Raw genomic sequence first — 21,757 nt, 5'->3', positions numbered from 1 at the left:
CGGAACACTGGAAACAGTGTTCCGGACCTTTTGCTTTAACCCCGTGAGGCCCGGGATTCGGGGTTGTAGGGGTTATAGGACAATACGTGGGTTGTGTGTGGGCAACGCGGGGATATTAGGACAGGACGGGCACTGAAGCGCGGGTCGATTCAGGCGCCAGTTGCCGGGGTACCCCGGAGGTTTTCTCTGAGTAAACGGCCGGTGGTCAATGCGGCTCTGAAACTAGGGTAGAGTTGTTCTTGCGACGCGGGGTGGAGCAGTTCGGTAGCTCGCTGGGCTCATAACCCAGAGGTCACAGGTTCAAATCCTGTCCCCGCAACCGAGAAAAGGTCCGGAACACTGGAAACAGTGTTCCGGACCTTTTGCTTTGTCCGCCGGGACGCCGGGGACGTCCGGGTTGGCTGCCCGGACCAGCCCCTCAGCCGTCCTTCAGGCGCTGGTAGGTGGCCAGGGCAACGGCCCTGGACTCGGCAAGGTCCACAATGGGTGCCGGGTAGCCGGGGGCGGCGCCGTCGGCCTTCCAAGGCTCGTGAACCGCCTTGTCGTCCAGCGCCGCGAGCTCAGGAATGTACTCGCGCAAGTAGCGGCCGGCGGCGTCGAACTTCTTGCTCTGCGTGACCGGATTGAAAATCCGGAAATACGGCGAGGCGTCGGCGCCCGACCCCGCGACCCACTGCCAGTTGGCCGGGTTGCTCGCGGCATCGGCGTCCACCAGCGTGTCCCAGAACCACGCCTCGCCCAGCCGCCAGTCGGCCAGCAGGTTCTTCACCAGAAAGGACGCCGCGGCCATCCGCACGCGGTTGTGCATCCAGCCGGTCTGCCAGAGCTGGCGCATGCCCGCATCTACCAGCGGATAGCCCGTACGGCCCTGCTGCCAGGCATCAAGCTCGGAGCCCGACGGCGGCTGCCACTCGAAGCGGTCGAACTCGGGCCGGTAGTTCTGCGTCGCCAGATCCGGGTTCTCGTAGAGCAGCTGCCAGCAGAATTCCCGCCAGCCGAGTTCGGAACGGAAGATCCCGACGTCGGCCGGTGCCCCCGGCGCAAAGTGTTCCCGCAGCGTGTGCCAGATCCGGAAGGGGCTGATTTCCCCAAAGCGCAGATGGGGGGAAAGCCTGCTGGTACCTTCGACGCCGGGGATGTCGCGCCCGGTGCCGTATTCCGCGGCCGGCCCGTCCACGAAATCCGCCAGGCGGCTGTGGGCGCCGGCTTCTCCCGGCGTCCATGTCTCGGCCAGCCCCGTGCTCCAGTCGGGATTGTGGGGGAGCAGTGCCCAGCTCTCTATTGCTTCGCTTGAGGGAAGGGTTCCGTCACGGGTGTGCGCAGGGGCCGGTAGCCGGTCCGGGGCCGCCAGCGGCTGCCGGGGCTCGGTGCCGGCCAGGCACGCTTTCCAGAAGGGCGTGAAGACCTTGTAGGGGCCTCCGCTGCCGGTCCGCACGGTCCAGGGCTCAAACATGAGGTTCGCCTGGAAGCTCGTCGCGCTGAGGCCCTCGGCGGTGGCCCAGTTCTTCAGGCCGGCGTCGACGGTGCGCTCAGGTTCGCCATAGCGTCGGTTCCACAGCAGGGTGTCGGCAGCGGTTTCCGCGGCGAGGTCCTGGATGATCCGGGCGGCCGGGCCGCGGCGGAGCACCAGCCGTGAGCCGGCGGTCTCCAGCGCAGCGGCGAGCCCTGCGAGGGAATGGTGGAGCCACCACTTCACGGCGCCGCCCAAGGGCCGGATGCCGGGCGATTGCTCGTCGAGGACATAGACAACGGTCAGGGGTGTGCCCAGGGCGGCGGCCTCGGTCAGTGCAGGATTGTCATCCAGCCGGAGGTCGTCGCGGAGCCAGACAAGGGTCGCAGACATGGATCCACGGTACACGCGGGGGCCGTACGCCCGGGACAATCAGACCGGGCAACCAACACGGCAGAGCCCGGGCGGGCCGGCTCGGTTCATAGCGGGCGGGGCACAACAAGGGCCGGGCCCCGGCGGGCGAACCTGATGTTTCAGACCCGCCCGGCGGAACCCGGCCCGTGCATCCTAGCCTCCGGCCGGAAAACGAGTCCGGACTGTGCGTCCGGTCCTGCCTCCGGCGTAAGGCGCCGGGCAGGCAGGTTAGAGCTTGTCGAAGTCGGCTTCGTCCACCGTGGAGCCGGTCGCAGCAGCACGGTCGCCGGTGCCGATGGCCGCGGGGGAGCCTCCGGACTTCATCGCGGCCAGCCGGGCCTCGATCTCGGTCTGTTCGCCCAGGTCTTCCAGGGAATTGAACTGCGCGTCCAGGCTTGAGGCGGCGAGCTCCTGCTGGCCGCGGACCTTGGCTTCCTCGCGGCGGATCTTCTCTTCGAAACGGCCAACCTCGGACGTGGGGTCCATAATGTTGATGCTCTTGAGGGCGTCGTGGACCTGGCTCTGGGCCTGCACGGTCTTGGACCGGGCCACCAGCTCGTTCCGCTTGCTGGTCAGTTCGTTGAGCTTGCCCTTCATCTGGTCCAGGCCGTGCTTGAGCTTGTCCACCACCTCGGTCTGGGACGCGATGCTCGGCTCGGCGGCCTTGGCCTCGTTCTCCGAGGCGATCTGGCGCTGCAGCGCAACCTTAGCCAGATTGTCGAACTTCTCCGCGTCCCCGACGTCGCCCCGGGCACGGTATTCGTCGGCCTTCCGGGAGGCGGCGAGGGCCTTGTTGCCCCAGTCCTGGGCGTTCTTGATGTCTTCGTTGTAGTCGTCCTGGAGCATGCGCAGGTTGCCGATGGTCTGGGCCACGGCGGACTCAGCCTCCGCGATGTTGTTCGTGTAGTCGCGGACCATCTGGTCCAGCATCTTCTGCGGATCCTCGGCCTGGTCCAGCAACGAGTTGATGTTGGCCTTCGCCAGCTGCGCCATGCGGCCGAAAATGGACTGCTTAACCATGGTGTTACCTTTCGTCCTGCTCAGTTGTCTCACTGAATCCAGTGAACAGATGATGTGTCGCTTCTATCCGCTGTCCCGGTCCGTTCCGGCCGGCGCGTAGTCTGTTGTGTTCCTGTGCGGCGTGTTCCCGTGCGGCCCAGGGGCCCGGCGGGTTGGAAGGCCCGGCTGCTTAGAAACTGCCGGAGTCGCCGCCGCCGAAGTCACCGCCGCCGCCAAAGTCGCCGCCGCCGCCCCAGCCGCCGCCGGAGTCGCCGCCGCCGCCCCAGCCGCCTCCGCCGCCACCCCAGCCGCCGCCTCCGCCGTGGAGGATGGAGTTGATGAGGATTCCGCCGAGGATCGCGCCGCCGAGGCCGCCTCCGCCGCTGCCGCCGAACATCCCGCCGCGGCCGTAGCCCTGGTTTTCGTAGCCACCGAAATGGTCAACGTCGGACTGGGCCAGCTGCGCGGCCTGTGCCGCCAGGGCATGGGCCTGCTGAGCGTACTGCAGCGCGGTGACGGGGTCGGCGCGGGAGATGGAGAGCGCATAGTCCAGGTTCCGCTGGGCCTCAGCCAGGCGTGTGCGCGCTTCGGTGCCCACGCCGCCGCGGCGTGCGGTGATGTAGTCCGACGTCGCGCTGATCTGGGCCTGGGCCGACATGATGCTCTGCTGCAGCGACGCCTGGGCGCGGCGCGCCTGTTCCTGCTGGTCCCGGATGCCGCTGAGTGCCTGGTCGAGGGTCTGGTGCGCCGTGGCCACCCGTTCCAGTGTGGCCATGGGATCGATCTTGCCGCCCTGGATTTCCGCCTTGACCTGTGCCAGCGCGGCTTCCACCGCGGCCACCGGGCCGGAGAGCTCCGGATGGGCGCCGGACTGGATCATCGCCTTCGCCTGGGCCAGGTCCTGGGCGGTGTCGACGACGGCGGACTCCAACCCGCTGCGCGCCTCGCCGAGGCTTTCGGCCGTCTTAGTGATAGCGCCGATCAGCACGTTCGTCTGGTGCAGGCTTTCCTCCGCAGCGCGCACCGCGACGGCGGCGAGGCTGTTTTCGCCTGCGGCGAGCTTCTCCCTCGCCGTGGCCGAGGCGTTCTGCACGAAGTCCAGGCGGTCCTTGGCCTGGTTGATGTTGTCAGCAACCTGGACCAGGGCGCTCTCGGCGTACTTGGCACGCAGATCGGTCAGTGACTGTTCGGCGCTGGCAATCTTTGCCTCGGCCTCCGCTGCTCCGGCGCCGACTGCGGCGAGAGCCTGCGGCGCGTTCTTCTCCAGCTCCCGGAGGGAATCGAAGTCGGCCTTCTGCTCCTGCAGTGAGGCAAGGGCAGCCTCGGAGCGGCGAATGATTTCGCCGAGCCAGCTGCGCTGCTGCTCCTCGGTGTCGGGAATGTGGTCGTCGAGCTGCTGCTGCAGCTTGAACGACTCCGTCATGTGGCCCTTGGCCTCCGCCAGCGCCTTGGTGAAATTACCCACCGCGGAGTCACCGTATTGGGCCTGGGCGAAGCCAAGTTCCTGCTCACTGGACTTGATAGCGTCGTCGGCCTCAATCAGCAGCGAATCGCTCTTACGGCGCAGTTCCGTCACGGTGAGGCCCGCCAGCGGGTCCGGCTGGGCGCCTTGCGTCCCGTTGGACGTTCCTGCACCTTGGGCTGCCTTCTTCCGCCGGTTGCGGAAGTACAGGTACGCTCCCGCCCCGCCCACGGCGACGACGCCGACGCCGACGAGGACTGCACTGCCGGCTCCGGCCTCGGACGGCACGGTGCCGCTGCCGCCGCCCGCCGCGTCGCCCACCGCGGCGGCGGTATCAATGGCCGCCTGCGCGAAGTCGCGCTTTCCGCCGGCCAGGTTCGGAACTATGGCGTTCTGTGTGATGTTGGAGGTCTTGGAGTAGATGGCGCTGGCCTTGGCAGGGGAGAAGTAGTACTTGCCGTCGTCGGACATGGTGAGGATGACGTCGGCTTTGCCCATGCCCTTGTTCGTCGCCACGGCCACCGCCCATGCTGCGGGGTCCGTAGGGTTCTCGAACGTCTTTGCCGTGATGACGTACAGGTTGTATTTGTGGTCCTTCAGGAGCTTTTGGATGGCGTCCTGGACTTCGGCCTTGCGGCTGCCGAGCACGTTCGCGCTGTCCACGATGTTCTGCCCGGACGGGATGGTTACCGGGTCTTCGGCCAGGGCGGGAGCGGCGGGGAGCGCCAGCAGTCCGGCCACGCCAAGGACGGCGAGGAAACGATTCAACTTAGACCGCATGTGCAACCCTTCAGCACTTCTGCGACCGGTTCGGTCGAACCAGCCGTCACAGAATGCAGCAGCGCCCCCACGCAGATGTAAAGCCGCAGGTCGCTGTGGCAATTCCATTTGATTCTATGGTGCACCCAAATGGCAGTCCACCTACGGGAATATGCCACCAGCGAAAAGCGCTTAAACGACCAAGCAAACACCACGCACCGGTCCGCAGGCCGTTGTCTATCCGTTCAGGAACCTCCCAGCAAATGTCCGCTCTAGTATCAGTCTGAGCGTCCATAGTTATAGGCAGACGAGGATGAAAGGAAGTCTTATGACTGAGAACCCAGTGCCGGGTGCGTCACCGGAGCCGACACAACAGAACCGGGGACCCGCGGGACCGCAGGAGGGCGCCCCGGAGCAGCCGCATGCAGTCCGCGCCCCTGAGGCGGCACCTGGAAGCCCGGCACCCGAGAACCAGACCCTCCGCATGGAGCGCGCCGAGGACGGCGCACCGCGTCCGGTGTACCCGCAGCAGCAGCCTTCCCAAGCCCAGCACCCCCAAGCCCAGCACCCCCAGTCCCAGTACCCTGCCGCGGACACCCAGCAGTTCGGGGCCCAGCCCCAGCACGCGGACACCCAGCAGTTCGGGGCCCCGGCCCAGCCCTCGGGCCCCTACGGCGCACCCTCCCAGCAGGGTCAGGGACACGGACAGGGCCAGCCCGCCCAACATCAGTCCGGCCAGTCCCCGTATGGCTACGCCCCCTATGCTGCCCACTCCGGCGGCCAGCCGCCGTCGGGTCCCTATGGTTCCGGCCAGAGCTTCGCCACCGACCCGGCGCACGCCCCCAAGCGCAAGGCGGCCTTCGGCGTGCCGACCCTCGTGGCGAGCATCTTGGCGGCCGGCCTGATCGGCGGCGGCGTGGTGGCGGGCAGCAACGCGCTGCTGGCGGACCGTTCCTCCACCGCCACAAGCAGCACCACCCAGGCGGGCCCGGTGATCGTCAACAACAGGGAAGACGTCAACGCCATCACGGCGGCCGCCCTCAAGGCTTCCCCCAGCGTTGTGACCATCAAGGCAACCAGCGGCAGCGACGGCGGAACCGGCAGCGGGATCATCCTTGACGCCGAGGGCCACGTGCTCACGAACACCCACGTGGTCACGCTCGACGGCAAGGCCGCGAACGCCACGATGGAAGTCCGGACCAGCGAGGGCAAGGTGTACTCCGCGAAGATCGTCGGCACCGATCCGCTCTCCGATCTCGCCGTGATCAAGATCGACAACCCCTCGGGGCTGGTCCCGGCCACACTGGGTGACTCGGGCAAGCTGAACGTCGGCGACACCGCCGTCGCCATCGGCTCGCCGCTGGGACTCACGGGCACGGTCACCGACGGCATCGTCTCCACGTTGAACCGGACCATCAGCGTGGCGTCCTCGGCTGCCCCGAAGGACGGTGCGGATAACTCCCAGGGCGGTGACCAGGGCTTCCAGTTCGCGCCTCCGGGCGGCGGCCAGACCCCGAGCACCGCGGACCAGGGCTCCATCTCGATCAACGTCATCCAGACCGACGCGGCCATCAACCCGGGCAACTCCGGCGGCGCGCTGGTGAACACCAAGGGCGAGATCATCGGCGTCAACGTCGCGATCGCCTCCGCCGGCGGCGACTCGTCCAGCGGCAGCAGCAGCGGCAACATCGGCGTGGGCTTCAGCATCCCGATCAACAACGCCAAGCGCGTAGCCCAGGAGATCATCAGCAGCGGAAAGGCCACGCACGGGCAGTTCGGCGTCAGCGTGAAGGCCAAAGCCGCAGGCTCGTCCTCCTCCGGCTTCTCCGTGGGCGCGGAGGTTGCGACCGTCGAGCCGGGCTCGGCGGCTGACAAGGCCGGTGTCAAGGTGGGCGACGTCGTGACGAAGTTCCAGAACCTGACCATCAGCGATCCCAACCAGCTGACCGCTGCGGTGCGCGAACAGCCCGCCGGAGCCACGGTCAAGGTGACGGTCCTGCGCGGCGGCCAGCAGAAGGACCTGGATGTGACCCTCGGCACTGCTGCCGAGCAGTAGGAGGCAGTGCGGTAAACGCAGTGCAGTAGGGCCGGGCGGCACCTGACGGTGCTTCCCGGCCTTTGCCGTGCCCGGGCGCTTGGTACGGCGGCGGGGTAGCGCGGCGGGTAAGGCGGCGGCGCAGCGCAGCAGGGGATGGCCGCAGAGCCGGAGGCGCTCCTGACACAGGCGTTAACCCAGGCCGCGCCGCCTGGCGGCTATATGGTTAGCTAGGAACAGCCCGGCTGCCGGGCGTTCCGTTGCCATGACCCCGCCAGGGGCGGCTATCCACCCGCATGGAAGGCTGCTGTAGACACAGTGGAAGAAACCCTGAAGATCATTGTGCTGGTCAAGCACGTCCCGGATGCGCAGTTCGACCGCCACCTCACTGGCGAAGCCAACACGGTTGACCGCTCCGAAAGCATCCTGTCCGAACTGGATGAATACGCCCTCGAAGCGGCACTGCAACTGATCGAGGCCCGCGGCGGAGAAGCGGCCGGCAACAAGGTCATCGCCCTGAGCATGGGGCCGGCCGGGGCCGTCAATGCGGTGAAGAAGTCCCTCCAGATCGGCGCCACGGAAGGCGTGCACCTCAGCGACGAAGCCCTCGCCGGTTCCGATGCCGCGGCCACGTCCCTGGCACTCGCCGCCGCGATCCGCCACCTCGGCGCGGACACGCCCGCGGACCTGATTCTCACCGGCATGGCCTCCACGGACGGCGAGACCTCCCTGGTCCCGGCCCAGCTCGCGGAGCGGCTGGGGCTTCCGCAGGTAACTTTTGCCGCGTCGCTGGAGCTCGACGGCGGCAAGCTCACCGCCCGCCGCGACGGCGACACGCACGCGGACACCATTGAGGCTGAACTGCCCGCCGTCGTCTCGGTCACCGACCAGATCAATGACCCCCGGTACCCTAACTTCAAGGGGATCATGGCGGCGAAGAAGAAGACGATCACCACCTTGAGCCTTGCCGACATCGGCGTCGACCCGGCCCATGTGGGCACATCCGGTTCCTGGACCGTCGTCGAGACCGCCGAGGCCCGTCCGCCGCGCACCGCCGGCACCATCATCACCGACGACGGCGACGCCGGCATCCAGCTGGTCGAGTTCCTGGCCGCCCAGAAGCTGCTCTAAAGGGGATATCCGAACATGGCAAAAGTACTCGTTTTCATTGACAACCCCGGTCAGGCGCTGAAGAAGTCGAGCCTGGAACTGCTCACGATCGCCCGTTCCCTCGGCGAGACCGTGGCCGCCGTCAACGGCGAACTGCACGACGCAGCCGCGGCGGCCCTGGCGGCGTACGGCGCCGAGGCGCTGTACGTCCCGTCCGCCGCAGACCTCGACGCCTACCTTGTCGGACCCAAAGCGGCATTCCTGGCCGCGGCCGTTGACGCGGCCGGAGCGGACGTCGTCATGGCCGAGAATTCGGCCGAGGGCAAGGAAATCGCCGCCCGGCTCGGCATCCGTCTGGGCGCGGGCGTCATCACCGACGTCGTGGCCGTGGATGCTGACGGAACGGCCCACAAGTCGGTACTGGCCGGGTCCTACACGACCACTGCGAAGGCCACCACGCCCGTTTCCGTCCTGACCGTGAAGTCCAACAGCATCACCCCCGAGCCCGCGGCGTCCGCTACGGCGCCGGAAAGCGTCACGGTGCAGCTTCCGGCCGACGCCACCGCTGCCTCCGCCCGGGTCACGGCGCGAAACGAAAAACCCGCCAGCGGACGCCCGGATCTGGCCGAGGCCCGGATCGTCGTGGCCGGCGGCCGCGGCGTGGACGGCAACTTTGGTCCGCTGGAGGAACTCGCCGACGCCCTCGGCGCGGCCATCGGCGCCTCGCGGGCCGCCACGGACGCCGGCTGGATCGGCCACGACGCACAGGTGGGCCAGACCGGCAAGACAGTGTCGCCGCAGCTCTACATCTCTGCCGGCATTTCCGGTGCCATCCAGCAGAAGGCCGGCATGCAGACCGCCAAGGTGATCGTCGCCGTGAACAAGGACGCAGAATCGCCGATTTTCGAGATCGCGGACTTCGGCATCGTAGGTGACCTGTTCCAGGTCCTGCCGCAGGCGACGGCCGAAATCAAGAAGCGCAAAGGCTGACCCATGAGCCCCAACGCCGTTCCGGCGCAAAGCCCGTTCGATCCGGAAATGTCCCGGGTCGAGCGGGTGCTTTGTTTCACGGCCCACCCCGACGACATCGATTTCGGCGCCGCCGGCACGATTGCGGCCTGGACTGCCGCGGGCGTCGCGGTCAGCTACTGCATCATGACCGACGGCGACGCCGGCGGCTTCGATCCCGCGCAGCGCGACGAAATCGTGCGTCTGCGCATGGCGGAGCAGCAGCGCGCCGCCGCCCTGGTGGGCGTCACGGACATCCATTACCTGCACCAGCGCGACGGCTACCTTGAGCCCTCGCATGAGGTGATGCGCGAGGTGGTGCGCCTGATCCGGCAGCTCCGGCCCGACGTCGTGCTGTCCATGCATCCGGAGCGCAACTGGAACCGGATCCAGAAGAGCCACCCGGATCACCTGGCCGTGGGGGAAGCCGTGACCCGTGCCGTGTATCCCGCACTGGAAAACCCCTTCGCGTACCCGGAGCTGGCCGAGTCCGGGTTGGACGCCTACAAGCTGCCGTGGCTGTGGCTTTTCGCCGGGCCGGAAGAGCGCGAAAACCACTTCGTGGACGTCACGGAACACGTCGAAAGCAAGCTTGCCGCCGTCCACATCCACGTCAGCCAGCACCCCGACGTCGACGCCATGGAGCGTACGGTCCGCGGCCTCATGCTCAGCACCGGCGCGCGCGCCGGGCTCCCTGCCGGACGCAGCGCCGAGGCCTTCCACGTCGTAACAGTCAACGGCCCGGGGACCATCGCCGGGTTCTAGTGTTGCCGCAGCACCACCTCTGCCATATGCTGGCCTCTGTTTAAATCATATTTATTTGATGGAAGGCAGACTTTGATGGCGAAGACTGCGCAACACCCCGTTCTTGTGATCATGGGCGTCTCCGGATCCGGCAAATCAACTGTCGCTGGACTGCTGGCCGGCAGGCTGGGCTGGGATCTGGCCGAGGGCGACGACCTGCACCCCGAAGCGAATGTGGCCAAGATGCAAGCAGGCCAGCCGCTGACCGACGAGGATCGGTGGCCCTGGCTGGAAAGCATCGCCGACTGGATCCGGGCCCATACAGAGGCCGGGACTCCCGGCGTCGTGACCTGTTCGGCGCTGAAGAAGCGCTACCGAGACATCCTGCGCGGCGAAGGAGTGGTCTTTGTGTTCCTTGAGGGTTCACAGGACAAGATCTCGGACCGGCTGGCTTCCCGCCACGGGCACTTCATGCCTCCGGCCCTGCTCGAGTCCCAGTTCGAGGCCCTCGAGGCGCCCACCGAGGACGAGAACTTCATTGCCCTGTCCGTCTCCGCATCGCCGGCGGAAGAGGCACAGGAAGTCATCACCCGGCTTCATCTCGACGCTGCCGACGCCAGGCCCTGAGCCTGCCCGCGTTCCACAGCCCACCAAGGAATTTTGTGAAATCTCTGATAGCAACGCAGCTTCCGGCTGCCGTTGACGCCGTGTCCGGCGTCAACACCCAACTACTGATCATCGCTGGCCTGGGCATCGCCCTGCTCGTGGTGCTGATCGCCAAGTTCAAGTTCCACCCCTTCCTGGCCCTGATTCTGGGCTCCGGTTTCGTCGGCCTCGCCGCCGGCGTGGAGCCGGCCAAGGTGATCGCCAACTTCGAGGACGGTGTGGGAGGGGTCCTGAAGGAAGTCGGCCTGCTGGTCGCACTCGGCGCGATGCTGGGCAAGCTGCTGGCTGACTCCGGCGGCGCCAACCGGGTGGTCGACACCCTCCTGGCCAAAGCCACCGGAAACAAGCTGGTCTGGTCCATCACCCTCGTCGCGGTAATCATCGGCCTGCCGATGTTCTTCGAGATCGGGCTCGTCCTGCTGCTGCCCGTGATCGTCCTCGTCACGCAGCGCTCCAAGATGCCGCTCATGCGCATCGCCATCCCGGCGCTGGCCGGCCTGTCCGTGCTGCACGGACTCGTGCCGCCGCACCCGGGACCGCTGATCGCGATCAGCGCCGTCAAGGCTGAACTGGGCACCACGCTGGCCCTCGGCATCCTCGTCGCCATCCCCACGGTGATCATCTGCGGCCCGCTCTTCTCCCGCCTGGCAGCCCGGTGGGTGCCCGTCGGCGCCCCCGCCGTCGCCGGCGGCGTCGACACCGTGCACGGCGCGGACATGGAGGGCGTCAAGCGTCCGCCGAGCTTCATCGTCACGCTGTTGACCATCCTCTTCCCCGTGGTGCTCATGCTGCTCAAAGCCGTCATGGACATCATCTGGCCCGACCCCAAGACGGCCCCGGCCATCCGGACGTTCTTCGACTTCGTCGGGCAGCCGCTTGTTGCGATGACCCTGGCGGTCCTGCTGGCCATGGTGAGCTTCGGCTACGCCGTGGGCCTCAACGGCAGCAAGATCACGAGCAAGATCGCGGCCAGCCTCGGCCCGATCGCCGGGATCCTCCTGATCGTCGGCGCCGGCGGCGGCTTCAAGCAGACGCTCATTGGCGCCGGCGTCGGGGACTCCGTGAAGGCCTGGGCCGAGGGGACCAACATGTCCGTCCTGCTGCTCGGCTTCATCGTGGCCGTCGCCCTGCGCCTGGCAACAGGCTCGGCCACGGTCGCCACCGTGACGGCCGCCGGCATCGTGGCTCCACTCGCCAGTTCGCTGACGCCGACCCACGCCGCGCTGCTGGCCCTCGCCATCGGCGCCGGCTCGCTGTTCTTCTCGCACGTGAACGATGCCGGCTTCTGGCTCGTCAAGGAGCTGTTCGGACTGACGGTGGGACAGACGTTCAAAACCTGGTCCGTCATGGAAACGCTGATCTCCGTGGTGAGCTTCGGCCTGGTCATGCTGCTCTCGCTCGTGATTTAGCCGCGTCCAACACCGGGCTCAACGCAGGAAGCCGCCCGGTCCCTGACTCCTCCTCCGGAGGAAATCAGGGACCGGGCGGCTTCTCTGGTTTTGCCGGCTGCGGGTCCTGCGGGTGCCTAGGCGCCCAGAGGCGCGGCGGCGACGGTCGGCAGGGTTGGTGACGTGGACCCGCCTGCGGGTTCGACCGTGATGCCCAGGGCGGCGGCGGAGCCGATGCCCTTGACGACGGCCGGCTTGGAGAGGGCTTCGGCGTCCATGAGGCCCTGCGATACCGGAGCCGATCCGTCCTTGGGGATCAGCCACATCTGGTAGACCTTGCCGGCCGGCGGAGCCGGGACACCGTTCATCTTGACGACGGCGGCGTCCTTGGACGGGGAAATCGACACGGTGGCGGTGCCGCCTCCGTTGACGTCGACGGTGGCCTGCCGGACGTCGCTGGCCTGCATGACCTGGTTCAGCGGATCGTTCTGGTTCGCCACATACGCGCCGACTCCCACACCGCCAAGGGCGATCACGGCCGCAGCCGCGACGCCGACAAGCCAGTTCCGCATGCCCTGCGGGCGGCGGCGTTCGTCCCTGCGCTTGCGGGCGGCGCCGAGCTCGTCAGTAACGGGCAGTTCCGTGGTGTCGCGTACCGGGTGCGGCGTGACGGGCGTCAGCCGCGGCGCGGCATCCGGGAGGGGTGCGACGGCGGGCGAACGCCCCGCCGCCTGCGCCGGCAGCGAGGACATGATCCGGTCCAGCAGGCCGGCCGGGGGTTCCTCCTCCGCGGTGAAGCTGGCGGCCAGAGTCTCCCGGGCCTGCCGGACGCGGTCGTTGAAGGCATCCCGGTCTGCGCCAGGTGCAGAGGCGAGGAAGTGCTCGATGGCGGCCCGTTCGGCGTCGTCCACCGCGTTGAGGGCGTAAATCTCGGCAAGGTCCACGATGCGGCCGGAGGCCAGGTCTGTGGGGATGTCTGCTGTGAAGCCGCCGGGGAGGCGGTTGTTGTCATGCGCGTTCATGTCAGTCAATTCAGCTCACCCCCAAGCAGGTCTTCAGTCGGATTAGCCCATCGCGGATGCGGGACTTGATGGTGGGAACGGCTGCATTCAGCCGCTCGGCAACTTCCCGGTAGGTGAGGCCGCCGTAGTAGGCCAGCCGGACGGACTCCTGCTGCGTATCGGTCAGTGTCGCCAGGCACCGGACAACTGCCTCGGCCTCGAGCCGGCTGCCGACCTCGTCCGAGACGGAATCGTGATCGATTTCCTGGCTGCTGGCACCGTACTTGGCTTCGCGGTCAGTGGCGGACTGGGAAGACCGGACTTTGTCCACGGCGCGCCGGTGCGAGATGGTCATCAGCCAGGCGAGCGGGCTGCCGGCCGCGGCATTGAACTTGGCCGCGTTCTGCCACACCTGCAGGAAGACTTCCTGCGTGGTGTCCTCGCTGAGTTCCGTGTCGATCAGGACCCGGCGTGCCATGCCGTATACCCGCCTGGAGGTGAGGCTGTAGAACTCCGCGAATGCTTCCTGGTCACCCTGTGCGATCAGTTCGAGCAGGCTGCCGAGCCGGCCGTTGATGTCGGCTGAGGTGCCCGCCGGTGCGGCGGCCTCGGGGTTCGGGGCGTTGGGAGTTTCCATCACCCTCAAGCATAAGGCGCCCGCGGACGAAGGCGGGCCAGGACGTGCGTCTTGCGGAGTTTGGCCGGACCCTGCCGGGCAGGCAGGGCGCGTCGTCAAGTGTGCTGTTCTCACCCGCCGCTCCTCGCTCCCTTCCGTTCTCTCCCCATGACCTGCAAGGTGACGGCCCGTGTGCCCGCCTCAGAAGTGATTCGGCGCAGCCATGAACCCGGATGGGAGGGAACGGCGGGTTTCTTCTGCTGCGCACTCCCGACACGGCAGCTGCGGCCCCCGCGCGGAACCTGCTAGAGCTTGGCTCCTGCGAACCCGTTCTGGCGCCACGCCTCATAGACGGCGATGGACGCCGCGTTGGCCAGGTTCAGCGACCGGAGGGCCGGCAGCATGGGCAGGCGGACACGGGACGTTACCCGGGGGCTGTTCTTAACTTCCTCCGGCAAACCTACGGATTCGGGGCCAAACAGCAGGACGTCGCCCGGGCGGTAGCGGATGTCAGTGTACGTGGTCTCGCCGTCGGAGGTGAAGGCAAAGACCCGCTCCGGCTCCAGTGCCGCCCAGGCCGCGTCGATGTCTTTGTGGACGGTTACGACGGCGAGGTCGTGGTAGTCCAGGCCGGCGCGCCGGAGCTTGGCGTCGGAAAAATCAAAGCCCAGAGGCTCCACCAAATGCAGTTCGGCGCCCGTGATGGCTGCCAGCCTGATGGCGTTTCCCGTATTGCCGGGAATTTCGGGGGTGTGGAAGAGGATGCGGAACACCTCCCCATCCTAGCCAGATATGCCTAGTGCATTCCGCGCAGCAGCCTGGCCAGCACGGGAACGTTGACGGTGTTGGGGGCCGGCCCCGAGCTGAGGAACTGCTTGAGGCCGCGGACCAGGCCCGCGGCGTTGACCACCTCGACAAGTCCGGAGTTTTCCCCGTAGCCGCCGCCCAGGCCGCCGGGCGAGCGGCGGTGCCGGTCAATGACCGGCTGGTGCAGATTTCCGTCCGTGCTGTGGACGACAATCCAGCCGGTGACATTGAGTTCGGGGAAGATGTCCTGCATCCGACGCACAACGTGGCCCAGCTGGGGCGGGGCCACGGACCGTCCACCGTGGGTCAAGGTGCTGCCGTTCCACGCATAGGCGCCCGGCGGCAGCAGCATGGAACCGATGATTGCGAGCCGGTAGCCGGCAAGGAGGGCGTGGTCGATGTGGCTGTTGTCAGCCGGGGACTGCAGTCCGTTGATGAGGCGCGCCGCGGGGATTGCCGTCAGTATCTGCCGGCTGATGAGCTGCACGGTGCGCATCTCGCGCTGGATCCGGGCCTCGGCTCCGAAGATCCCGCGCTTGCGGGGCATGCCGTGGACCTGCTGCCGTGCCACGTCCACGGGAATCAGCGGCACCGCGGCACCTTCACGAAACTGTTCGAAGGGGGGACTATAGACCGGCGCGTCCGCTGCGGTATTCCGCGGCGTGTTCGGGCGGCGCACGTTGGCTGAGGCCCGGCTGCCGGCGGCCGGGGCGTCGAAATGGGCGCCTTCGTCCTCGGCGGGGGATGAATAGGCGCCGCCGGGTGTGCTGCCGTAGGAACGGTCGTAGTCCGCGCGTCGTTTGGCGTCGATGAGTGTCTCGTAGGCGAGGGTGACACGCCGGAACGCCGCAGGATCGCCGCCGTGGTCCGGGTGGGCGAGCCGGGCGGCTTTCCGGTACGCCACTTTGATGTCCTTCTCTGTCGCCGTCACGGGGATCCTGAGGACTTGGTAATGCGAGCTGCTGCCCTGCGTCAAACAGAAATCCTTTTCGTTGATGGTGCCGGCGTTGCGACGGCCGGACCGTTCGCGCGCGCCCGGCGTGGCCAGTTTAACCGGCTGGAAGAAGAACGAGCGCGCGTACCGGGATGGTTCCCGTCGGCTGGCATAATTCAGCGCATGATGATCGCCGTCGCCGTCAATCCGCGCGCATCCTTTGGCCGGGCGCGGGATGCCGGGAAGGATGCGGCGGCGCACTTCCGGGCCGCCGGAGCGGAGGTGCTGTTGCTGTGCGAGGACAGCTATGCCGGGCTGGCTCAGGCCGTTGACCGAGTACTGGAATCGGGCGTGGACGCCCTGGTGGTGGTGGGCGGTGACGGCATGGTCCACCTCGGCCTCAATGCGCTCGCCGGGGGGAGTGCCGGGGGCGGCATTGCAGGCAAAACACGAGCCGGCGCAGGGTACGCCGGTGACAAGGATCCCAGCCGGATTCCGCTGGGCATCATTCCCACCGGAACGGGCAACGATATGGCCCGGGCACTGGGCCTGCCGCGGCACAACCTCCCGGCCGCCTGCGAACAGGTGCTGGAATCCCTGGCAGGAGGCGGCCGGATGATCGACGCCGGACGGATTACCGCCGGGGGAACCTCCCGCTGGTTCGCCGGCGTGGTTTCGACCGGCTTCGATGCCGCCGTCAATGAGCGGGCCAATGCCTGGCGCTGGCCGCGAGGCAAGATCCGCTACCAGCTCGCCATGCTCCGCGAACTGGTCTCGTTCCGGGCCATCAGCTACACGGTGACGGCCGACGGCCAGCGCTGGCAGCAGGGCGCCATGCTGATTTCCGTCGCCAACGGACAGTCGATTGGCGGAGGGATGAGGATCGCCCCGGAGGCCGTCCTCGACGACGGCCTCCTGGACCTGTTCATTGTCAGCAGGGTGTCCCGGGCCGGGCTGCTGGCTGTGTTCCCGAAAGTGTTTTCCGGCAGGCACGTGGACCATCCCGCCGTGGAGCTGCGCAGGGTCCGCCGCGTGGAACTCGCGGCCGGCAACATTGTGGCCTACGCCGACGGCGAGCGGATCGGGGCGCTTCCCCTGACCATCGAGGTGGTCCCGCGGGCCGTCCGCGTCCTCGCCTAGCGGCCTTGTGTGCCGGCGTTGCGTAGCGACCCTGTCCAGCAGCCCTGTCCCAGCGGCCCTGTCCAGCGGCCCTGTCCCAGCGGCCCTGTTTAGCGGTCCTGTTTAGCGGTCCTGTTTAGCGGTCCTGTTTAGCGGTCCTGTTTGGCGGGCCGCCGTAGCGGCCTACGCGGTGGCCGAGTCCTGCGAGGTCCCTGGGGCCTTTGCTGATTTGCGCGGGGACAGCCTGTTCAGCGCCAGGGCGCCCACGAGCAGCCCGAAGTCCCGCAGCGCGACGTCATAGAAGCTGCCGAGGACGATCAGGTTGACGATGATGCCCAGCAGCCAGAGGGCCACCAGCGCCGACCCGAAGCGGGGGCGCAGGGCCACCAGCACGCCGGCGAGGATTTCCACCCCGCCCACGATGTACATGATGGTCTGGGCCGGCAGCGGGACTACCGAGGTCACCGCGGGGGCCAGGTACACGGTCCAGTCGGTCAACAGGTTGGTGAACTTGTCCAGACCGAAAAGAATCGGCGCGACCGTAAAGACAGTCCGCAGCAACAGGAAGGCCTGGCGGTGCCGGTCCGCCTCGAGGTGCCGTGCCGGAGTCGCGAGGATTGGGGAAGCTTTCATGACATGCTCCTTCTAAAGTTGGATATTCTGATTTTAGAATCCCCGGGAGGATTAAGCAATGATTCTTGTTTTTAGAGATATCCTTGCTTCATGACCAAACTTGCGTGGAACCGCAGGCTTGCGGCGCTCGCGTCCCTGGGGGATGAGAACCGCAGGAAGCTGTTTGACTTCGTTGCCTCAGCATCGGACGCCGTCGGCCGGGACGACGCTGCCGGGGCGCTTGGTTTGGCGAGGAGCACGGCCTCTTTCCATCTGGACCGGCTCGTGAAGGACGGGCTGCTTGCGGTGGAGTTCCGCAAGCTTGGGGGACGGGAGGGCCCCGGCTCCGGGCGCCCGGCCAAGCTGTACCGGGCCGCCGTGGACGAGGTGGCGGCCTCGGTCCCCGACCGCCACTACGATCTCGCCGCCGAACTGTTGGTCTCCGCGATCGAAGCCGCAACCAACGACGGCGGATCGCCCCGGGATGCGCTGCTCCAGGCCGCCCGCGCCAAGGGGCTGTCAGCCGCCGAAGCGTCAGCCGGCGGGACGGCCGGGGCGGAAAATGGGGCCACTGAGCGCCCGTCCACAGGAACCGGCGGGACGCCGGAAACCGCCGCCGTTCCCGGCAGCGCCGAACCTTTCGCGGCGTTCCTGGCGGGGCAGGGCTACTGTCCGGCGGACGACGGCGCCGGGGGCCTGCTGCTGTTGAACTGCCCGTTCCATCGCCTCGCTGCAGGCCACGCGGACGTGGTCTGTGCCATGAACGGCGCCTTCCTCGGCGGGGCCTCCGCGGCCTTGGGGGTCGACCCCGGGCGGGTGGAAGCGCTCGCCATCGAGGAGCTCAGGGAGCGGGGGAGTGCCCGGCCCGGCCAGTGCTGTGCCCGGATCCTGCCCATGCGACCCGGGCTGCCTGCGTGACCGGGCCGCCCGGTGTACCCGATAGACGGGTCCCGGCTACGCGGGGCTTCGGTTATCAGCCCCGCCGGGCCCTGCCGTTGCGGTAGTCCGTGCTGCAGGCCCGCGCTGGCCCCTGGTCCCGGTCAGCAGGACTCCCGCAATCACCATGAACCCTCCAACGATCTGCACCAGGCTGAGCGGCGTCCCCAGCACCACCGTAATGATGGCCGTGAAGACCACCACAAGGTTCAGGTAGTTCCCCGCGGTCCCCGGCGCGGTGGTCTTCAACGCCAGGTTCCAGAAGAGATAGGAACAAAGGGAGGGGAACACGACGATGTACGCCAGCGACCAGCCCTCGGCCGCGGTGCCGGGAAACCGGACGTTGAAGGCGAGCGCGAAGGGCGCCAGCATAATGGTCGCAAACACCACCTGCACGGCCGTGGCCGAGATGGCCGGCACATCCAGCCGGCGGGCAAGGATCGTGTAGAAACCCCAGACAGTGATCGCGCCGGTCATCATGAGCTCGCCGGTGTTGATGGAGAGGCTGAACACCCGGGCCACTTCGCCCCTGGTCAGTACGAGCAGCACGCCCAGCAGTCCGAGGCCAATGCCGAGCCAGCCCAGGCGCGTTGTCCGCTCCCCGAGCAGGACGATCGCCATCACCATGATCAGCGCCGGGTTGGCGGCAGTAATGAGGGAAGCGTTCAGCGCGGACGTGTACCCGAGTGCGCCATAGAGCAGCAGCGTGTAACCGATCATGCCCAGGGCGCTCAGTGCCAGGAGCGCGGGCCAGCGGCGCAGCACCGCGCGCCAGTCCGGCTTCTCGAAAAAGTGGGCCAGGAGCAGCAACGGCACGGCGGCCAGGGTCCAGCGCCAGAACGTCAGTTCCAGAGGCGTCATTGAGGTGGCCGCGGCCTGGCCGATGACAAGGTTGCCGGACCAGAACAAGGTCGCCAGCACAAGATAGAGGGACGCTTTCACCGCCTGAATCTACACCAGCCCGGCGCCCTGCCTGATGCCCTTCCCGGTGCCCTTCCCGGTGCCCTTCCCGGTGCACTTAGCGGTGTTCTGCCCTGTGCCTCCGCCCGTTGCCGCCGCAGGAATGCAGGGGTGGCCACAGGTAGAATTGGGCTGTGCCTGCCTACCTCGATCATGCCGCCACCACCACCCTCGCCCCGGAGGCGCTGGCTGCAATGACACGCGAGCTTGCCCGGACCGGCAACCCCTCCTCGCTGCACGGCTCGGGCCGCCGGGCGCGGCGCGTCGTGGAGGACGCCCGCGAAGCCCTGGCAGCCTCGGCGGGGGCCCATCCCTCCGAGGTCATCTTCACCTCCGGCGGCACGGAAGCGGACAACCTTGCCGTCAAGGGGCTGTACTGGGCCCGGCGCGCTCAGGACCCGTCCCGTACCCGCATCCTGTGCTCCAGCGTCGAACACCATGCGGTCCTCGACACGGTCGAATGGCTGGAGCGGCACGAGGGGGCCGACGTCTGCTGGCTGCCCGTCGACGCCGACGGCGTCGTGGACCTGGCCGCTCTGGAGGCCGAACTGTCCAGGGACCCGGCCTCGATCGCCCTGGTGACCGTCATGTGGGCCAACAACGAGGTCGGCAGCATTCAGCCGATCGCCAAAATCGTGGAGCTGGCCCACCGTGCCGGCGTGCCTGTGCACTCGGACGCCGTCCAGGCATTTGGATCGGTCCCCGTGGACTTCCGTGCCAGCGGGTTGGACGCCATGTCCATCTCCGGCCACAAGATCGGCGCGCCCGTGGGCGTCGGTGCGCTGCTTCTGGGGCGGGCGGTCAAGCTGACGCCGGTGCAGCACGGCGGCGGCCAGGAGCGGGACGTGCGGTCCGGCACCCTGGATACCGCCTCCATCGCCGCCTTCGCCGCCGCCGCCGAGGCAGTTGTGGGCCGGCTCGGCCAGGAAGCCGCACGGATCGCGGCCTTGCGCGACCGGCTGATCGGGGGTGTCCGGGAGGCTGTACCCGAGGCCGTGCTGCGGGGCGCCCCGGGCGCCGGGCGGCTGCCGGGCAATGCGCATTTCACCTTCCCCGGCTGCGAGGGCGACTCGCTGCTGTTCCTGCTGGACCTGGCCGGCGTCGAATCCTCCACGGGTTCCGCCTGCACGGCAGGGGTTCCGAGGCCCTCCCATGTGCTGCTGGCCATGGGCCTGGACGAGGACACTGCGAGGGGTGCGCAGCGCTTCACCCTCGGGCATTCCTCGACCGACGCCGACGTCGATGCCCTGCTCGCCGCGCTGCCGGGCGCCTACGCGCGGGCCCGCCAGGCCGGCATGGCGGGGCATGAATCCAGCATCCAGACCGCGGGCACCGTCGCCCGTGAATCTGCGCGTCAGGCCCCGTCCGCAGGGAGCTGATCGAGGAGCTAACCGGGGAGCCGGTCCAGGAGCTGATCCAGCGGTACCGATGAGTCCGTGAGAAGATCCGGGCTGATGGCGGCGCGGGCGCCGATCAGCGCCTTGATCGCCTTTTGCGGCTTCGCGGCGCGGGGCCAGTTGACGTTCATCCCGGCCACCACGCTGCCCTCGCGCTGCCAGAACGCGATGAACTCCTTGTCCGCGAGCGAACCGCGGATCACCGGCGGCCCGGCCACGAGCGACGGGAAGCCCGAATACTCCATGCTGACGTCGTACTGGTCCGTGTAGAAGTACGGGATGGTGTCCAGCACGGCGTCGAGGCCGAGCATGGCCCGGGCGGCGACCTTGCCGCCGTTGAGGGCATTGGACCAGTGCTCGCTGCGGTGGTGCTCGCCGGTGAACGGGTGCAGGGCATTGGCGACGTCCCCGGCCGCGAGGATCCCGGGGGTCCCGGTGCGCAGCGAGGCGTCGGTGAGTATGCCGTTGCGGATCCCGACGCCGGCCGCCTCCGCCAGCCCCACCTCCGGAACCACCCCCACGGCGATGACCACAAGGTCCGCCGGAAGGATTTCGCCGGTGTCGGTGCGGACGCCGGTGACCCGTCCGGAGGTGCCCGTGATTTCCGCCGCGGAGGCCGGCAACCGGAAGCGCACGCCGTTGGCCTCGTGCAGGGACCGGAAGAAGCCGCCCAGCTCAGGTCCGATTGCCCCGGCCAGCGGCACCTCTTCGAGCCCCAGCAGGGTGACGGGGTTGCCGTAGGTGGCCGCGGCGGCGGCCAGTTCCATCCCGATCCAACCCGAGCCGACCATCACCACCTTCCGGCCGCCGTCGGCGAGGGCGCCGCGGAGGCGACGGCTGTCCTCTACCGTGCGGAACGTGCTGACCCCGGCCAGCGCACTGCCCGGAAGCGGGATGCTGCGCGGGCTGGCCCCGGTCGCGAGCAGCAGGGACGTGAACCGCAGCCGGCTCCCGTCGCCTAGCACCACGGCCCGGGCGGCAAGGTCCAGTTCCGTGACCCGGGCGCCGGGGCGAAGGTCAACGTCGTTGGCGCCGTACCACTCTTCCGGTACCACCGGCAGGGCGTCCTCGCCGGATGTGCCCAGCAGGTAGTCCTTTGACAGCGGCGGCCGGAGGTAGGGCGGGTGGGACTCCGCGGCGAGCACGGTGATACGCCCGGAGAAGCCCTCCGTGCGCAAGGTCTTGGCGGCGGTGGCGCCCGCCAGGCCGCCGCCCACGATCACGATGTCCTCATTGGCCATGGTCCGCTCGTCTCCGTCGTGCCGGTCGCCTGGAAAGTCAGGTATCAGTCTAAAATCGTTTCGTTTGATTTTAGAGTCGCCGGCAGCTGCCGGTCAAGG

Annotated in this window: 19 protein-coding genes and 1 tRNA gene; 10 read left to right on the top strand and 10 right to left on the bottom strand. The window is 68.0% G+C overall.

The genetic code is table 11. The features are described 5' to 3' along the window. The first annotated feature begins 245 nt into the window (after window positions 1-245). A tRNA-Met gene (locus tag LDO15_RS15625) sits at window positions 246-319 on the top strand. A 99-nt stretch (window positions 320-418) separates the two neighbouring features. On the opposite strand, the gene LDO15_RS15620 is transcribed toward LDO15_RS15625, so the two are convergent. From LDO15_RS15620 to LDO15_RS15610, 3 genes are all read right to left on the bottom strand, one after another. Further along, window positions 419-1,843 carry a deoxyribodipyrimidine photo-lyase gene (locus LDO15_RS15620; RefSeq protein WP_223979981.1) on the bottom strand — a complete coding sequence of 475 codons (1,425 nt, stop codon included), beginning with the start codon at window positions 1,841-1,843 and terminating at the stop codon, window positions 419-421. Between the two features lie 249 nt (window positions 1,844-2,092). Next, window positions 2,093-2,884 carry a PspA/IM30 family protein gene (locus LDO15_RS15615; RefSeq protein WP_223979980.1) on the bottom strand — a complete coding sequence of 264 codons (792 nt, stop codon included), beginning with the start codon at window positions 2,882-2,884 and terminating at the stop codon, window positions 2,093-2,095. Between the two features lie 169 nt (window positions 2,885-3,053). Continuing rightward, on the bottom strand, window positions 3,054-5,105 hold the full coding sequence (locus LDO15_RS15610; RefSeq protein WP_223979979.1) for a TPM domain-containing protein: 2,052 nt from the start codon (window positions 5,103-5,105) through the stop codon (window positions 3,054-3,056). A gap of 307 nt (window positions 5,106-5,412) precedes the next feature. On the opposite strand from LDO15_RS15610, the gene LDO15_RS15605 reads away from it, so the two are divergent. From LDO15_RS15605 to LDO15_RS15580, 6 genes are all read left to right on the top strand, one after another. Beyond that, window positions 5,413-7,140, top strand: a complete 1,728-nt coding sequence (locus tag LDO15_RS15605; protein WP_223979978.1) for a trypsin-like peptidase domain-containing protein — start codon at window positions 5,413-5,415, stop codon at window positions 7,138-7,140. A 309-nt stretch (window positions 7,141-7,449) separates the two neighbouring features. Beyond that, window positions 7,450-8,250, top strand: coding sequence for an electron transfer flavoprotein subunit beta/FixA family protein (locus LDO15_RS15600; protein WP_223987450.1), 801 nt, complete (start codon window positions 7,450-7,452; stop codon window positions 8,248-8,250). Window positions 8,251-8,265: 15 nt separating this feature from the next. Further along, window positions 8,266-9,219 carry an electron transfer flavoprotein subunit alpha/FixB family protein gene (locus LDO15_RS15595; RefSeq protein ID WP_223979977.1) on the top strand — a complete coding sequence of 318 codons (954 nt, stop codon included), beginning with the start codon at window positions 8,266-8,268 and terminating at the stop codon, window positions 9,217-9,219. Window positions 9,220-9,222: 3 nt separating this feature from the next. Next, window positions 9,223-10,002, top strand: coding sequence for a PIG-L deacetylase family protein (locus LDO15_RS15590; RefSeq protein WP_223979976.1), 780 nt, complete (start codon window positions 9,223-9,225; stop codon window positions 10,000-10,002). 75 nt (window positions 10,003-10,077) lie between these two features. Then, window positions 10,078-10,608 carry a gluconokinase gene (locus LDO15_RS15585; protein WP_223979975.1) on the top strand — a complete coding sequence of 177 codons (531 nt, stop codon included), beginning with the start codon at window positions 10,078-10,080 and terminating at the stop codon, window positions 10,606-10,608. A gap of 44 nt (window positions 10,609-10,652) precedes the next feature. Further along, the gene (locus tag LDO15_RS15580) at window positions 10,653-12,056 is read left to right on the top strand and encodes a gluconate:H+ symporter (RefSeq protein WP_223987448.1); all 1,404 of its coding nucleotides are present in this window, start codon (window positions 10,653-10,655) and stop codon (window positions 12,054-12,056) included. Window positions 12,057-12,172: 116 nt separating this feature from the next. Here LDO15_RS15580 and LDO15_RS15575 read toward each other — a convergent pair whose 3' ends face one another. The 4 genes from LDO15_RS15575 to LDO15_RS15560 all read right to left on the bottom strand — a co-directional run bounded on the left by LDO15_RS15575 (window position 12,173) and on the right by LDO15_RS15560 (window position 15,435). Beyond that, window positions 12,173-13,057: an anti-sigma factor gene (locus tag LDO15_RS15575; protein WP_223979973.1), complete on the bottom strand. Its 885-nt coding sequence runs from the start codon at window positions 13,055-13,057 to the stop codon at window positions 12,173-12,175. A 10-nt stretch (window positions 13,058-13,067) separates the two neighbouring features. Beyond that, the gene (gene sigK / locus LDO15_RS15570; RefSeq protein ID WP_223979971.1) at window positions 13,068-13,673 is read right to left on the bottom strand and encodes an ECF RNA polymerase sigma factor SigK; all 606 of its coding nucleotides are present in this window, start codon (window positions 13,671-13,673) and stop codon (window positions 13,068-13,070) included. A 284-nt stretch (window positions 13,674-13,957) separates the two neighbouring features. Continuing rightward, window positions 13,958-14,425 (bottom strand): tRNA (cytidine(34)-2'-O)-methyltransferase, encoded by a 468-nt coding sequence (locus LDO15_RS15565; protein WP_223979969.1) that lies wholly within the window; start codon window positions 14,423-14,425, stop codon window positions 13,958-13,960. A gap of 23 nt (window positions 14,426-14,448) precedes the next feature. Then, complete coding sequence (locus LDO15_RS15560) at window positions 14,449-15,435, bottom strand: DnaJ domain-containing protein (protein ID WP_223979967.1); 987 nt, start codon at window positions 15,433-15,435, stop codon at window positions 14,449-14,451. A 141-nt stretch (window positions 15,436-15,576) separates the two neighbouring features. On the opposite strand from LDO15_RS15560, the gene LDO15_RS15555 reads away from it, so the two are divergent. Next, on the top strand, window positions 15,577-16,533 hold the full coding sequence (locus tag LDO15_RS15555; RefSeq protein ID WP_223979966.1) for a diacylglycerol kinase family protein: 957 nt from the start codon (window positions 15,577-15,579) through the stop codon (window positions 16,531-16,533). Window positions 16,534-16,695: 162 nt separating this feature from the next. On the opposite strand, the gene LDO15_RS15550 is transcribed toward LDO15_RS15555, so the two are convergent. Beyond that, window positions 16,696-17,145, bottom strand: coding sequence for a hypothetical protein (locus tag LDO15_RS15550; RefSeq protein WP_223979965.1), 450 nt, complete (start codon window positions 17,143-17,145; stop codon window positions 16,696-16,698). A gap of 90 nt (window positions 17,146-17,235) precedes the next feature. Here LDO15_RS15550 and LDO15_RS15545 point away from each other — a divergent pair, with 90 nt between their 5' ends. Next, a complete protein-coding gene (locus tag LDO15_RS15545; RefSeq protein WP_223979964.1) occupies window positions 17,236-18,042 on the top strand; it encodes a transcriptional regulator in 807 nt (268 codons plus the stop codon). A 36-nt stretch (window positions 18,043-18,078) separates the two neighbouring features. Here the strand turns inward: LDO15_RS15545 and LDO15_RS15540 are convergent, their stop codons facing one another. Continuing rightward, window positions 18,079-19,002, bottom strand: coding sequence for a DMT family transporter (locus LDO15_RS15540; protein WP_223979963.1), 924 nt, complete (start codon window positions 19,000-19,002; stop codon window positions 18,079-18,081). Window positions 19,003-19,154: 152 nt separating this feature from the next. On the opposite strand from LDO15_RS15540, the gene LDO15_RS15535 reads away from it, so the two are divergent. Next, a complete protein-coding gene (locus LDO15_RS15535; RefSeq protein WP_223979962.1) occupies window positions 19,155-20,399 on the top strand; it encodes a cysteine desulfurase family protein in 1,245 nt (414 codons plus the stop codon). Window positions 20,400-20,407: 8 nt separating this feature from the next. Here the strand turns inward: LDO15_RS15535 and LDO15_RS15530 are convergent, their stop codons facing one another. Continuing rightward, on the bottom strand, window positions 20,408-21,658 hold the full coding sequence (locus LDO15_RS15530; protein ID WP_223979961.1) for an FAD-dependent oxidoreductase: 1,251 nt from the start codon (window positions 21,656-21,658) through the stop codon (window positions 20,408-20,410). Window positions 21,659-21,757 lie beyond the last annotated feature (99 nt).

Origin of the sequence: Arthrobacter sp. NicSoilB8 (genome assembly GCF_019977355.1) — a bacterium.
Taxonomy (GTDB): domain Bacteria; phylum Actinomycetota; class Actinomycetes; order Actinomycetales; family Micrococcaceae; genus Arthrobacter.
Note: the sequence above shows the minus strand (reverse complement) of the source record. Positions and strands in the feature narration are given on the sequence as shown.